9 protein-coding genes are annotated in these 13,916 nt (G+C 58.0%); 7 read left to right on the forward strand and 2 right to left on the reverse strand.

Features of this window, described 5'->3' with window-relative positions; all coding sequences use genetic code 11:
- Nucleotides 1-10: 10 nt before the first annotated feature.
- Entirely contained in the window at nt 11-1,162 is a 1,152-nt protein-coding gene (locus NB063_RS14490) for a TIGR00266 family protein (protein ID WP_250929453.1), read from the forward strand.
- Nucleotides 1,163-3,751, forward strand: a complete 2,589-nt coding sequence (locus NB063_RS14495) for a hypothetical protein (RefSeq protein WP_250929454.1) — start codon at nt 1,163-1,165, stop codon at nt 3,749-3,751.
- Here the strand turns inward: NB063_RS14495 and NB063_RS14500 are convergent.
- A complete protein-coding gene (locus tag NB063_RS14500; protein ID WP_250929455.1) occupies nt 3,732-4,352 on the reverse strand; it encodes a zinc ribbon domain-containing protein in 621 nt (206 codons plus the stop codon). The genes NB063_RS14495 and NB063_RS14500 overlap by 20 nt on opposite strands.
- Before the next feature lie 306 nt (nt 4,353-4,658).
- Here NB063_RS14500 and NB063_RS14505 point away from each other — a divergent pair, with 306 nt between their 5' ends.
- The 4 genes from NB063_RS14505 (at nt 4,659) to NB063_RS14520 (ending at nt 11,395) form a co-directional block, all read left to right on the forward strand.
- On the forward strand, nt 4,659-6,020 hold the full coding sequence (locus NB063_RS14505; RefSeq protein ID WP_250929456.1) for a hypothetical protein: 1,362 nt from the start codon (nt 4,659-4,661) through the stop codon (nt 6,018-6,020).
- 82 nt (nt 6,021-6,102) lie between these two features.
- On the forward strand, nt 6,103-8,289 hold the full coding sequence (locus NB063_RS14510; RefSeq protein ID WP_250929457.1) for an HlyD family efflux transporter periplasmic adaptor subunit: 2,187 nt from the start codon (nt 6,103-6,105) through the stop codon (nt 8,287-8,289).
- Nucleotides 8,286-9,299, forward strand: a complete 1,014-nt coding sequence (locus tag NB063_RS14515) for an HlyD family efflux transporter periplasmic adaptor subunit (protein ID WP_250929458.1) — start codon at nt 8,286-8,288, stop codon at nt 9,297-9,299. Before NB063_RS14510 ends, NB063_RS14515 begins: the two co-directional genes overlap by 4 nt.
- Complete coding sequence (locus tag NB063_RS14520; protein WP_250929459.1) at nt 9,296-11,395, forward strand: biotin/lipoyl-binding protein; 2,100 nt, start codon at nt 9,296-9,298, stop codon at nt 11,393-11,395. Before NB063_RS14515 ends, NB063_RS14520 begins: the two co-directional genes overlap by 4 nt.
- 37 nt (nt 11,396-11,432) lie before the next feature.
- Here the strand turns inward: NB063_RS14520 and NB063_RS14525 are convergent, their stop codons facing one another.
- A complete protein-coding gene (locus NB063_RS14525) occupies nt 11,433-12,047 on the reverse strand; it encodes an ECF-type sigma factor (RefSeq protein ID WP_250929460.1) in 615 nt (204 codons plus the stop codon).
- Between the two features lie 315 nt (nt 12,048-12,362).
- Between NB063_RS14525 and NB063_RS14530 the strand changes: the two genes are divergently transcribed.
- On the forward strand, nt 12,363-13,913 hold the full coding sequence (locus tag NB063_RS14530; protein WP_250929461.1) for a protein kinase domain-containing protein: 1,551 nt from the start codon (nt 12,363-12,365) through the stop codon (nt 13,911-13,913).
- Nucleotides 13,914-13,916 lie beyond the last annotated feature (3 nt).

Raw genomic sequence — 13,916 nt, forward strand, 5'->3', positions numbered from 1 at the left:
GTAAAACATCATGATTGAAATCGCATGTCCCAGTTGTCAAAAACGCTACCGACTCGACGATAAGTTCGCGGGCAAGAAGGCGAAGTGCAAACAGTGCGGCGCCGTGCTGTTAATCAAAGCTCCCGTTGACGACGTGGCTGGTAGTCCGCCAGCTTCGCCTGCCAAGCCGGTGGCACCAGCCAAGCCCGCCCCGACGCAGGCATCGCCCGCTCCGCCATCACCGCCACGGCCTGCTGCCCCGGCTGGATCGGCCCAACGTCCTCCCACGCCGGCGCCTCGTGCCGCGTCACCTCCGGTCGCCGAGGCGATCCCGACGGTCACGGCCGAGCCGATTATCGAGGCGGTTGTCGTTGAGCCACAGGTGGTAGAGGTAGCAGAGGTGGTTGAGCCCTTTGCGGGGACGCCGGGTCCACGTTCCGGACCCGGGGCGTCACAAAACGGGGCAGCCGAAACATTGCGTGGGACCACGAGTCACATGCAGTACGAGATCAGCCAGCGTCCCGATTTTTCGATCGTCAAGATCCATTTGCCGCAAGGCGGGAAGGTCTACGCGGAACCTTCGGCGATGGTTTCCATGACGCCGTCGATGCACCTCGAAGCAGGTTTTAAAGGGGGACTCGGCAAGACGTTCGGACGTCTGCTTGGCGGTGAGAGTTTGATCATCAACACGTTCACCGCGCAAGACGGTCCCGGCGAAGTCATGTTTGCCGGAGGAGCCGCCGGGGACGTGGCCTATCATCGGCTCAACGGCAATTCGCTGTACTTGCAGCGTGGTGCCTACATGTTCAATAGTGAAGGTGTGGAAGTATCCGGGAAGTGGCAAGGGGCGAAAGGATTCTTTAGCGGCGAGGGACTCGTCTTGCTCAAAGCAACCGGCACCGGAGACATCTTTTTCAACTCGTACGGTGCGATCATCCCGATCGATGTCACCGAAGGGTTCATGGTCGACACGGGATACATTGTGGCGTTTGAGGAATCGTTGCAGTACCGCGTGACGGTGCTGCCTGGTTTGCGAACGGCCGGGAAAATCAAGTCGTTCTTCTTCGGCGGCGAGGGGCTCGTGTGCCAGTTCGCAGGCAGCGGACGCGTTTGGATCCAGACCCGCCAGGTCAAGTCGTTCCTCGCTTGGGTGAACGCGTTCCGACCGACGAAAAGTAATTAGATGCGTTTTCGCCCGGTGTGGTTAGCTCCCGTCGTGGCTCCGGCGTGTCTCCTCGTGATGTTTGCGTCCGTTCTCTTGGGACGTGATCGTCTGGCGTTTCGTGACGTGGGTTACTTTTACACGCCGTTGTATGAATGGGTTGCCGAGCTGTGTCATGCCCAGCGAGGCGGAGCGTTTGGCGGCGCGATTTGGAACCCGCTCGATCAAACCGGCATGCCGCTGGCGGGAGAAACCACCACCGCGGTTTTCTATCCGCTTCGGATGTTGGTCTACGCTCCGCCCTGGTCTGCCGAAACCGCGATCGGCGTCTACGTGGTATTGCATCTGATCATTGCATCGCTAACCGCGTACCAAACCGCGCGTCGTCTTCGCTGCGACGCGTGGTCTGCCTGTGTCGCGGGATTGGTTTATCCCTTGTCCGGGATCGTGTTGTTTTCGGCGACCAATCCGCCGTTTCTTGTGGGAGCCGCATGGTTGCCGCTTCTTTTGACGCCGTTGATCATGCGGGGCTGCCGGTCAGTTGTCGTGCCCGCCATTGCGATGGCGATGATCGTTCTCGGCGGGGACCCGCCCACCGCACTACACGCGATGATTGTTGCGGCGATCGTGCATCTAATGCGTTTTTCGTCGCAGCTTTACCATCGTCGTAAACTCGCTGACGCGGACCGATCGCCCGCAAATCGGCTGGCTGCGTTTCTCGCCGCACGGATCAGTCAAATGGCGATGGTGTGCACGCTGGCTTCGATGTTGGCGGCACCTCAAATCGCCGCCTCGGTGGCTTGGTCCGCTCGCAGTGACCGCGTGCAGCATGACGCAACTCCGGAGGCGTTTAAGATTCGAGAACAGGCGTACGCGTTTTCCGTGCCGCCGTGGCGAGTGGCCGAGTTCGCGGTTCCCAATCTGTACTCAACACCATGGCCGGTCAATGCGCGGTGGGATCGGATCGTTTTCGACGGTGGAGTGACACGTGTCGAGACGTCGTTGTGGACACCTTCGTTGTACTGCGGGTTGTTGTTCCCGATGTTGGTAATCGATTGCCTCGTTAGACGGTTGTTGCACCGTCGACGTCGCTGGCGGTGCGTCAGCGTGTTGCGACCGTGGGGCGTTGTGTTTGTGATTGGTTTGGTGACCGCCGGTGGAGCGTATGGGCCCGGGTATGCTGTGCGAAGTCTTTTCGCGGCGACCCATTGGTTGCTCGGTTCGCTCGATGCCTCGTGGTTGCTACCGCCGTCGTGGAGACTCATTGACGGGCAAAGGGGCGGACCATTTTGGCTGCTTCATGAATACTTTCCGGGCTACGATTCGCTTCGTTATCCGTCGAAATGGTTGCCGTTCGTAGCACTTTCACTGGCCGTGTACTGTGCGATCGCGGTCCGACGTTTGGGGCTTGTGCTTCGATACCAACAGCGTCGGACGACTCACCGTTTGGCTGCTCGTGGAAACGTTGTTGGCATCGCTGGCATGTTTACCATGATGATGGTGGGGTATGTCGTTGTGGCGGCGACGTTGAGGAATCAGTCCGCGATGCCGAACGACCCTTTTTGGGGCCCGTTTGTGGCGGAGTCTGCGTGCTGGCAACTCCTGTTCGCACTGGCTCATGTAGCGGTGATTGGCTCAATCTTGGTGTGGGGTCAGCAGCGTCAATGGTTTGCGGGGCGACAATGGTTGGTGGTTGTGATCGCCCTCGATGTCATGATTGCCCACTACGATCTCGTTCCTCGGATCGACCGAGCCGCCGAAGCGAGTCTGATCGACACGGCTTCATCGGAAGTTCAAGGCAGCGAGGTTTTAACACGTTGGATGCGTCTGCATCCCAACAATGGGTTGCCCGTATCGTGGGCACGGCAATCCAGCGACGATCGCATGTTGACAGTGGAAGCAGGGCTTCGTCGCGCCGGTTTCGGACGATGGCATGTGGAGCATGGCGATGCCGTCGTTAACAACATGGTGTCGATCGGCACTCGCGAGATGGCTGAGTTCTGGAGTCATGCCAAAGTGCTGGACAAAGAGATGGCCTCGTCAGATGCCCTGCATTGGCGGGGTTGGTGCCGGATGCTCGGCGTGGCGGGCTACCTCCGCATGGGAGGCGATGTATCTGAGCTAACGCGGACGCAGTCGGGCGATGTGCTGCCCGAGGTCTCGCATGAACTGTTGGTTCAATCGCAACGCCCAGTGGATCCATCCAGCGACCTGTGGATTCAGCAACAGGTTGTGGCGTTGGACAATGATCGGGCGACCGCGTGGAGGCAAGTGTTGACGGCTTACGCGACAAATCCGGTTGATCCCCCCGCGTTCGTTTCGCCAGACATTGCGACAAAGTTTGACAAGACTGAATCGATGTTGGTATCTCGCCGCGTGTACCAGGACGGTTACTGGCGAGCGTTGTTAACGCCGACCGATCGAGAGGGCGAACCGATCGAGGCACAGATTTTCGCGGTCGATTTTTTGTCCCAAGGAATCGTCTGTCCCCCTGGTCAATGGCAGATCGAATTTCGCTACGTGCCGTGGTGGTACATGCCGCTGGTCATTGTGGCGCTGTTCACTTGGGCGACTGTGTCGGTGATCTTGATCAAGCGATGTTGTAGTTAAGTGCATCGTCGATCGCGGTTTCGAATTCCTGATCGGTCAACTCGAGCAGATCACGCATCGACCGCAGAGTCGCGAGTTTCTTTTTCGATAGACCATCTTCTTCTTCTGCCGCAGTCGCGGCGAGGAACATGCCTTGCAAAGCGAGCAGCCGCTGTTGCATCGTCCATCGCTTGGAAACCGTTAGAACGTAGTTGTTCACTTGAATGCCGGCTTGTCTGGCGATCGAGCACAATCGCCCAAGTTCTTCGCGATCGATCGGTCGATCGAATAACACCGCTGATAGGCTTAGAAGGGATTCGATTTCCGGTTCGGAGATGACGTCGTCGACGAGCGTCATCAAGACTGCCGACCGAATCGCCTCGTCTCGGAATTTTTCTTCTTGGACGAGTTCATGAGCGGCTCGGTCCATCTGCAGCACCGTCTCGTCCCAACTCGAACGACAATGGTCGCACTGGACGAACAATTCGGGGGCCCCGATGGGAACGGTGGGGATCAGGTAAAGCGTCAGGAACGGCCGGCGGGCTCGCAAACGATACGACTGCGTGGCACCACAGGTGGGGCAATAAAAATCGCCCCGCTCGCGGGTTCGCGTCAAATTCATCGTGCCGATCAAAATCATGAGCCGTGACGGGTTCAGAAGTTCTAGGAGCGGACCGTGGTGGCGGGCGTCGTCGAGCCAATTTTAAGGGAAATCGCTCCCATGATGATCCGGTGGTGTGGGGAGCGACAGACCTCGGATTCTCTATGAGGATACAAAATCGTCAAAAAATGGGCGAGTTTCGCAAGAAAAGCTCATGGTATTTTCTGGGTATCGCCGGGTTAGCAGTTTTGCCTAGACTCCCGGCTCGACGTATGTGGTGAACGATTCACCGGTCGACGAAAAAACGCTTCGATGGAGTCAAACGGCATGGATGCCACCGCCAATCGCACCCACTCGGTCTGCGCCCAGCAATCCGCGAGTCGGGTATTCGGCCCTTGGTCGTCACCTCGCAAGCACTTCTCGGTGTATGGGGTTTTGTTCAGTGCTGTCCTGTTGGGCGTCACTTTGACGGCCGCAAGTTCAGACGCGGCGAACTTCCGCACACGAAACTTTTTAATCGAAGCCCCCACGCCCCAATTGGCGAAATCAGTGGGCGATGCCGCCGAGCGATATCGTGACGAGCTGGCAACCTACTGGACCGGCTCCACTCTGCCACCGTGGCCGACACCCTGTCCGGTTCGCGTGGTCGCGGGACCCAATCTCGCTGCCCAAGGCGTGACGACTTACAACCCCGCCCCCGTGCGTGATTTCCAAATGGAGGTCATCGGCACACCCGAGCGAATTCTCGACAGCGTGCTGCCACACGAAGTCACCCACACGGTGCTGGCGACCTATTTCGGCCGCCCTCTGCCTCGCTGGGCGGACGAAGGAATTTGCACAACGGTTGAACACGTTTCCGAACGAACCAAACACGAAGCCAAACTGCGTGAGTTTCTTTCCTCACGGCGTGGCATCGCGATGAACCGATTGTTCTTGTTGACCGAGTATCCCGCCGACGTGTTGCCGATGTACGCCCAAGGCTACTCCGTCTGCCGATTCTTGATCGCTCAACAAGGACCGAGAACGTTTATTAGTTTTTTGAAAGACTACATGCAGCGACCGTCGTGGACTGCCAACGTTCAGAAACACTACGGATACGAATCGCTCGCTGAACTGCAAGAGTTTTGGCTCTCATGGGTCGAAGCGGGCAGTGGCCCGGTTGAGCAATTCGTCAAAGCGGACACTCGTCGACCATCGACGCCAGACGCCTCCATCGCATCGCTCGACGCAGCCAACGCATCGGCGTCGGCACGACCGCAGCGCAACATCGCCCCAGCAACCGCGTTTGCCGCCGCGACGCGTCCGCAGCCGACTGCCGGCAATGATCGGACTCGCAGTCTCGTTGCTGCGAACGATCGTGGTCGGGTGAGCGAAGCGGATGCCGGTAACGGTTGGTACCATCGTCGGGCCGAAGGATTGGCGACGTCGAGTCGTCCCGAGGCAGCGGGAATCGAAATGTTGCCACCTGGAAATCGGGTCGCCGTTTCCAACAACAGCACCGCCGTCGAATCTTTAGCCGCCGGCCGAACCACACCGACCTGGGCACCGCCATCTGTGTTGGCCAGTGGTCGCTATTCCGCAGCGACGCCTCAGCCTGAAACGTCATTATCGACGCCGATTAGTCCGGCTGTTCTCGACTCACGCGTCGGTGACCGAGGTCGCGGACCCAGTTCGGGAACGTGGCGTTAACTGGGTGGCGGTGTCTCCCTGAAAAAACGCGATCGGTTTTGATTCCTTTTCGTTTCCTACTCTTTCGGATCATGGTTGTGTCGTGACGACGACCGTTGCCAGCGAACCGTTTCTCTTCACACCGGGAATGTCAGAGACGTCCTCCGGTGCAGCTGGCGGTGCGCCGTTTCGCGGTGGAAACCCGGCGTCCACCGAAGGGCTTGTGGATCAAGCACGCCAGGAAATTTCTCAGATCGTTCGCGAAGTTGCCGCCGCGCAGCGGAGTGATGGCGGACGCGAAAAATACATGCGTTTCCTCGCCGATCGTGTTCTTCGAGCGATGGCGGCGCACGGTGTCGTGGTCTGGACCGCGATCGATGACTCGTCGAACACCGTTACAACGAACGACGCCGGTAAACCGTTGTACTACCGCGCCGAACATCGCATCGGCACGATCACGGATCATCAATTCGATCCCACTGCCGAAGCGGTACACGATTGTTTGTTGCTCGAAGTCGCGGGACAAAATTCGCCCGTCGTGGTGCCGCCAACTCCCGGGGCTTCGGACGCCGATGTTCCAGCCAACCCAACCAAATATCCGGCAGCGATCGTTCCTATTCTGGTGGACCCGGCAGCTTCGCTCCCCAATTGTTTGCTGGAGGTTTTTCTCGAACCCGGCGGCAGTCCCGCCAGCCAGAGGGGCTCGCTGCGTTTTCTGGCGCAGATGGGAGAACTCGCCGGTGAGTTTTTGCGAGCCGATCAACTCCGTACGATGACGCGACGATTGCGATCGCTCGAAGAATGCACGCAACTGATCGACCAGATGGGCAAACTCACGTCCACGCGAGCGATCCAGGCGGCGTGGGTCGATGCGGTCGCGCGGGTGACGAACTGCCCACGAGTCGCGTTATGCCGCGTCGATCGTGGACGTCCGCAAATCGTTGCGGTCAGTCATGTTGACCGGATTGACCAACACAGTGATGCGGCGGCGGAGATTCGCCGTGTCGCTGAGGTGCCGCTGCGCCGCAACAAACGATTCGCGTTTGCCTCGATCGAAACCAATCGTCGCTCGGGAGAGGACCGTCGCCAATCCGAGTCGGCATCGAGCGGATCGGCAACCAACAAACCAGCGGTGATGCCGCGATGGTTGGTCGCTCATCATTGCGAATCAAGATGGCGGCTGGTCTTGTTCGAACCCATCGACCAATCTCGCCAACAGGACGAGCCGAACCCCGAGGTCAGCGAAGTCCTTGAAAGGTTACTCATTGGCGGGAATCAAGCTTGGCTGGCTGCGAACCGGATCGAAGCGATTCCGGGCGGACGATGGTGGACCCGATTGTCTGCAACCGAAGAGGATGAGTCGGCGTTGGCGCTAGGATCCGAAAATACGGAACGCAAACGTTCGGTATATTCAGCCGCTCGCCGTCGCTCCGGTTTAATCGCCGCGATCGCACTGACCACCACGCTGCTGCTCTGTTTGCCGATCCCGTCAATGGTTCCAGCGACCGGATTGATCCGCCCGTTGGAACTCGACACGTATCACACGGTGGCCGACGCGACGGTGGAAACGCTGCATGTGTATCACGGACAAACCGTACAAAGCGGTGACATGCTGGCAACTCTCGTTTCCCGTGAACTCACCGAACGCAAAACAACATTGCTGGGACGTCGCGCCGTTTTGATGCAGCGGCGTGATCAATTTAATCATGCCTTGGTCGCATCGAGCAGCCCAACGGGTGGAGCCGCCGAATTGCAGAGCGATCACGAGATCAGCGAAGAGATCGACGCGATCGACCGTCAGCTCGAACTCATCGCCGAATGCGAAGCTGATCTCGTGCTTCGTGCCCGTCGTGACGGGCGTGTGGATGCATGGCGACTGCAAGAACGACTGGCGGGCCGGCCGCTCAAACGAGGTGACGTGGTGCTCAGCGTGATTGCCGAAGACACGACTTGGGTGGTGGACGCCACGATTCCTCAACGTCGTGTTGCGCGAGTTGATCATGCTCTCGCCGAAGAAAACCTGACCGCTGAAGTCTCGACCCGATGGGCACCGGGTGAGTCGCAGAAGGCTACCCCGCATCGCTTTGGTCCTGTCGTTCCTGATCCCGTTGATGGGACCCCCGGCGTGATTTTGCGAATGACGTTGTCGGCGGCGCCTCAACTCGGCGACCAGCCGCTGACCGAAACGCCCGCCCGAGTTGCAATCCACTGCGGTCGAACATCGCTCGGATGGTTTCTCATGGAAGACATCGTCAGTTGGTGCCAAACCCGAGTCGGAATCTACCTATGAAGTCACCCATCTTGTTTGCCGTCTTGGCCTTTGCGATTCCGTTGTCATCTCTCCACGGCAGCGACGATTCGGTTGTCGAGGTGCGAGACGTCGTCGTCGAATTCGCTGGAAAAATCGATGTCCCGGCGAGACAAAGTGGTCCGGTTGCGGAATTGAAGGCTCGGCAAAATCAGTGGGTGACTCAAGGTCAAACGATCGCGAAACTGGATGACACCGCGTTGGTGATCCGTCGCCGGGCGGCATCGTTGCGATACGATTCCGCCCGTTTGGTGCTGCAAGATCGCGTCGAAATTCAGTACGCCGAAACAGCTCTCGCTGAAGCCCAAGCGGAACTGGATGACGGTCAAGCGGCGAGCGATCGAGTCAGTGGCGCGGTCGCACGCAATCAATTGCGGCGGATGAAGCTCGCCACCGAACGCGCCGAACTCGAACTCGCGCGAGCCGAAAAACAGTGGCGTCAAGCTGAGATCGACATGCAACTGCGTGCGGCCGATCTCGCCATGATCGATCACGAACTGCAGCAACTCGAGTGCACGAGCCCGATTGATGGAATCGTCCTCGACGTGTATCGCGAACTTGGCGAATGGATTCATGCGGGTGACCCCTTAGTCACGATCGCCGACGCCGGTGTCCTGCATCTGCATGCCCTCGTTGATGCAGATCAGCTCGACCCGGCACGCTGTGTCGGTTTGTCGGTAACGGTCCATTGGTCCAACGAATCCAGGAAGCCGCATGTCTCCTCCTCGGCTTCGACTGCGCAGGGGACAGGCTCGTTACGCGGTCAGGTGATCTCGGTCGACCCGACTCGGTTACCCGGCAATCGCTTCCGTTTGCATGCCGAAGTCGAAAATCGGCGGCACATTGCCGGAACCGTCGACGCGCAGAAACCCGGCATGGTTGGCGATGGATGGCAATTGTCGCCAGGGATGGAAGTGATGATGAAAATCCACTGCTCGGATGCTGAGATCGCGTGGAGGAAGAATCGCTCCGTATCGGGTTCGCTGAGATGAGCCGGTTGCCGCTCCGCCGCGACCTGCAAATCTCGACGCTGTCGGGAAACCGCGATTGTGTGATCGTCGACGACATTGGCGGTCGCTTCGCCAGAATCAAACGAGCGGTTTGGGATCAACTGTGCGGTTGGTCGAGCGGTCAAGACACGGTATCGACTGAGCCGGATGCCTCCTTATGGCAGCAGGCCGTCGCCGCGGGATGGACGGAGAACCGCTGCGGCCGCGTTGCTGGTCCCTCCTGGTCGTTGCTTTCAATACGTATTCCGATCGGGTCCATTGATCCGATCGCACGCCGATTGGTGCGTTGGAGTGGTTTCGTTTATGCACCGCGAGCGTTGCTGTTCTGGATCATTGCCGCCATCGCCGGATTGATCATGATCGTCGTGCGGTGGGAGAATTGGAGCGGATCCATTCCGTCGCTTTCGGCTTATCTGCAATCGCTACATCCGGTGAGTGTTGCGTTGTTATTCGTGATCACGAAATCAGTGCATGAACTGGGGCACGCGACCGCATGTCGACGCCTGGGGTCTCGGTGCGGCGTAGCGGGGATTTGGTTCCTGTGTTTGATGCCGTGTCCCTATGTCGATGTTACCGAAGTTTGGCGACAACCAAACGCGATCCGGCGCGCGGCGGTGATGGCGTCCGGGATGATTGCCGAAGGTGTGTTGTGTGTGCTTGCGATCTGGGCATGGATTTTGTCGGATTCGCCGAATGTTCAATTGGCGGCGATGAATATCATCTTGGTGTGTGGCGTCAGCACGATTTTATTCAACGCTAACCCACTCATGCGGTACGACGGATATTTCATCTTGAGTGATCTCGTCGACAGCACCAATTTGCGAAGCGAAGCACGGCGAGCGTGGCAACGATTTTTGACCGAGCCGCTTATGCGATGGCTCCACCTCGGGCATCGCCGTTGGGCGCTTCTGATTTACCATGTCGCAGCGGCTGTCTATCGGTTGACCCTGGTCGTCGCGATCGCCGCGATGTTGCTCGGTATCGCCGATCGATGGGGCGCGTGGCGGTTAGTGGCCACGGTGTTAGTTGCGATGGCGGGCCGAGCCTTGTATCGAAAAATGAATGCGGGATGGGAAATGTGGAAGGGAAGCGGATTCTGGTCGGCGGTTTCGAGCATTCGGCGTCGCGGGTTGGTGTTGCTCGCGGTCGCCGCAGTGGTGGCTCTGATTGGTGTGCCGATGCCGCGATATCGACATGTCGAAGGTCAGATACGCAGCAAGGATGCCCATAGCGTTTACTTGCCCGCCGAAGGCACGATTGACGAGGTGAACGTGCGAGTAGGGGATCAAGTTTTGCAGGGGCAATGTTTAGCTCGGCTTAGCGATCCTGAGCTATCACTCGAAATGGCAGCAACGCACGGGCAAGCACGCGTGCTTGAGCATCGCTCCCGAGCAGCCCGGCTCGCGTCATTGCAGTCCAGCCGCAATATGAATGCAATGTCGAGCCGAAATCGCCGCCAATCGGGAGTTCCAGGTCATGCACCGGAGTCACATTGGGATGTGCTCGATGCGGCGACTCGAGCGGTTACCGAAAAAGTCGCCGAATTGCAGTCTCGGCAATCAAAACTGGACGTTCTGTCTCCGGCCGACGGAGTGATTTTGCCGTCCGGCGACGTTCCAGTGGCTCAGCACGACGTGCATCAAAATCCGATTCATCTTTCGCCCGGTGTAGGAGAGCCAGCGGGTGATCGCTACTCATGGTGCCGCGTTGCGTCCTCGAATCGTCTGCAGCTATTTATGCCGATGAACGCGGGTGACCAACACGATGTTCAGATCGGTTGCCCGGTGCGATTTCGTATTCCCGGTTATGATTCCACTGTCTTGAGGTCGGAAGTGTCGGGTGTTTCTCCGCTGCATGCCCCGGATACGTTAGAGTCTCAGCCGACGTCGCGACCCGAAGGTGACAACCCCGATTTGCGTGTCTACCAAGCCGTGTGTGATGTCCCTGAACAGGTTGATATTCCGATCGACACACTGCCCCGTTGGGAGGGAGTCCGCTGTGAAGTGGTGGTGCATTTGCCACCGCGACCACTGTGGAAAGATCTTTGGCAGATGGTCCAAGACATCATGGGTATTTAGCGAGCACGGGCGGATGGAACCGACATCTGCCAATGCCTTACGCTGACTTGGTTTCCTGGTACGTCCACAGGCAGCGGATGCGTTCGATTTTGCGTGAAATCGTTCGTTCGACGCAGTTCATCATTTCCGAGATTTCTTTGTTGGAATAGCCTTCGAATTTGAGCCAAGCGATACGGCGAAGGTTTGGGTCGGGCAGTCTGTCCATAAGTTCTTGAATCGTTTCGGCGGCTCCCATTGCCATTTCGGGCGACGGTTCCTGCCCGAGGACTTGTTCGAGGCCGGGCCTCGTTGTGTCATCGGAAGAGATGAAGATCGATTCGCCACGCACCCGTCCGCTGCCGCGTTTGGCGGCGATTTGTCGACGATACTGCGCCGAGATTTTTCTAGCGGTGATCACCACTAGCAGTTTCCACAGATCTGAAGGGTCGTCCAACTGTGTCACGCGATCCTCTTTGATTGCGCGAAAGAGACTATTAAATGAGCTGATCGCGATGTCTTCTTCGTCGAACTCTCGCATCCGTGTTCCACGCAGTTTGCTGCGGGTCATCGCAATCAGCCGCGAGAAATAGGTATTCCAGATTTCCTGTTGCGTGCGTGAATCGCCCTTTTTCAGGTTGCCGATCCACGTTGAAAGTTCATCGTCCAATTCCATCTCGCACCTGATCACACGTTGTGTTGACCCGTCCTGATTGACGAGTCGCCTCTGGTATCTTGTTCACTGACGCGGCGGTACTCGCCCCATGGTCTGCCAGGTTTGTCATCGTTCTGCACCAGCGTTTTGCTGGGAATTCTCGAAAACGCGACGGTTACTAATCGGGATCGCTATTCGAGTCGTCGGCCGGTTGGGGGCAGCCTCGGGGGACCCGTATGATACAGTATCGTGCGAGAGAGGGCGGGGGGAGTATGATTGATTCGCCGACGCTGGGCAGCGGCAACGACGTCGCCGTGTTATTAAAAGAGTTAAATCGTGGCCTATGATAAACAATTGACTCCGGACGAGCTCGCGACGATCGATCAATTGTGCGATGAGTTCGAAATCGCTTGGCTGCTATCAGGCGGACGCGAATCGCTGCAGCAATGGGTCGAAAAAGCGGCCGAACCGCTGCGTACCAAATTGTTTGCCGAGTTGTTGGCGATGGATGCCCAATTGCGGACGCGGCAGGACGAATCGTCGCTGATGTATTCACTTTCGCGCATATGTCCGTTCGATGTGGTCATGCCCGAGGAGGAATCGTCATTTTTCGGCGACGGAAGGTTGGTGTCGATTCGGACCGCGCGTCACGCTTTGGTCGACTGTCCGACCTTTGCGGGGCTGACTCGCACAGCAGTCGAACGACTTGAGCAGTCATTCACCGAGAGCAAGTTTGTTGCCGGCGACGCGATGATGAGCCAAGGGGCACCGACGCAGGGGCTGTTCATCGTTCTGTCCGGACATCTTGAGATACGAAAAACCTCCGAGACGGGAGAGACCTCAGTGATCGATCGTTGTGGTCCAGGGAGCGTAGTCGGCGAGATGTCGCTTTTAAGCGGACACACCTGCACCGCGACGGTACTCGCAACCGAAAACGTGCGAACGTTGACCCTTTCGGCAGACGCGTTCGCGGACTTGCGGGAGGAATTCCCCGAAATCGAAATCGCGCTGAGCCAATTGGTGAGCGATCGACTCGGCCGACGCGAGATCGATGCACTTTGTGGACGCAGCTTGGGCGGATACCGTTTGCTGCGATGCATCGGTCGAGGAGGCATGGGGGTTATCTATGAGAGTCATCCCGACGGTGAACCGGAACGTCGCGTGGCTTTGAAAATGCTTCGTCATCGCTTCGTGCACGATCCCGCCGTCGTGGACCTGTTTCACCGAGAGTCGAGTGTGCTTCAGAGTCTGCGTCATCGCAACGTGATCGAAGTTTACGATTCGTTCGTCGACGTGCGAACGCGGTTTTTGGTTTTGGAATTATTCGACGGTACCGACTTGCGTTGTGTGCTTCGCCATCGGGGTTCGCTGGACGAATCCTCCGTGCGACGATTGGTCGGGCAGATCGCCTGCGGTTTACACCACGCCCACTCGAAGAATGTGGTGCATTTGGACGTCAAACCCGAGAACGTCTTACTGGACCGCCAAGGTCGGGTGGCGCTCGCCGATTTCGGTTTGTGTCAGTCGTTGGATCAAGATCAATCGGATCTCTACATCAAGGGGACACCCGCTTACATGGCACCCGAACAATTGTGCGGCGACGCGGTCACTCCGAGTTCGGATTGGTACGCGTTGGGTTGCATGATGGCTGAGTTAGCAACCGGACGACGATTGTTTCAAGATCGTGACCCCGTCAATTTACTCGATCTCAAACGGGCGACCGTTCCGTCGTCTGAATGGCCCAAGCTGAATGTGTCCGACGAACTACAGGGCGTGCTCACGGGGCTACTCCACCCCGATCCGAAGTGCCGCCGATGGGATGCCGATCAAATGTGTTCCTGGGCCGATGACACTCCCGAATTAGCCGCCGACATCACGACCGGTTGACCA

Origin of the sequence: Aporhodopirellula aestuarii, from assembly GCF_023701485.1 — a bacterium.
Lineage (GTDB): Bacteria > Planctomycetota > Planctomycetia > Pirellulales > Pirellulaceae > Rhodopirellula > Rhodopirellula aestuarii.

Bases quoted from the DNA above. Each gene is read 5' to 3' on its own strand.
- NB063_RS14495 (WP_250929454.1), top strand. From the start codon at position 1,163: ATGCGTTTTCGCCCGGTGTGGTTAGCTCCCGTCGTGGCTCCGGCGTGT.
- NB063_RS14505 (WP_250929456.1), top strand. From the start codon at position 4,659: ATGGATGCCACCGCCAATCGCACCCACTCGGTCTGCGCCCAGCAATCC.
- NB063_RS14520 (WP_250929459.1), top strand. From the start codon at position 9,296: ATGAGCCGGTTGCCGCTCCGCCGCGACCTGCAAATCTCGACGCTGTCG.
- NB063_RS14490 (WP_250929453.1), top strand. From the start codon at position 11: ATGATTGAAATCGCATGTCCCAGTTGTCAAAAACGCTACCGACTCGAC.
- NB063_RS14515 (WP_250929458.1), top strand. From the start codon at position 8,286: ATGAAGTCACCCATCTTGTTTGCCGTCTTGGCCTTTGCGATTCCGTTG.
- NB063_RS14525 (WP_250929460.1), bottom strand. From the start codon at position 12,047: ATGGAATTGGACGATGAACTTTCAACGTGGATCGGCAACCTGAAAAAG.
- NB063_RS14500 (WP_250929455.1), bottom strand. From the start codon at position 4,352: ATGAATTTGACGCGAACCCGCGAGCGGGGCGATTTTTATTGCCCCACC.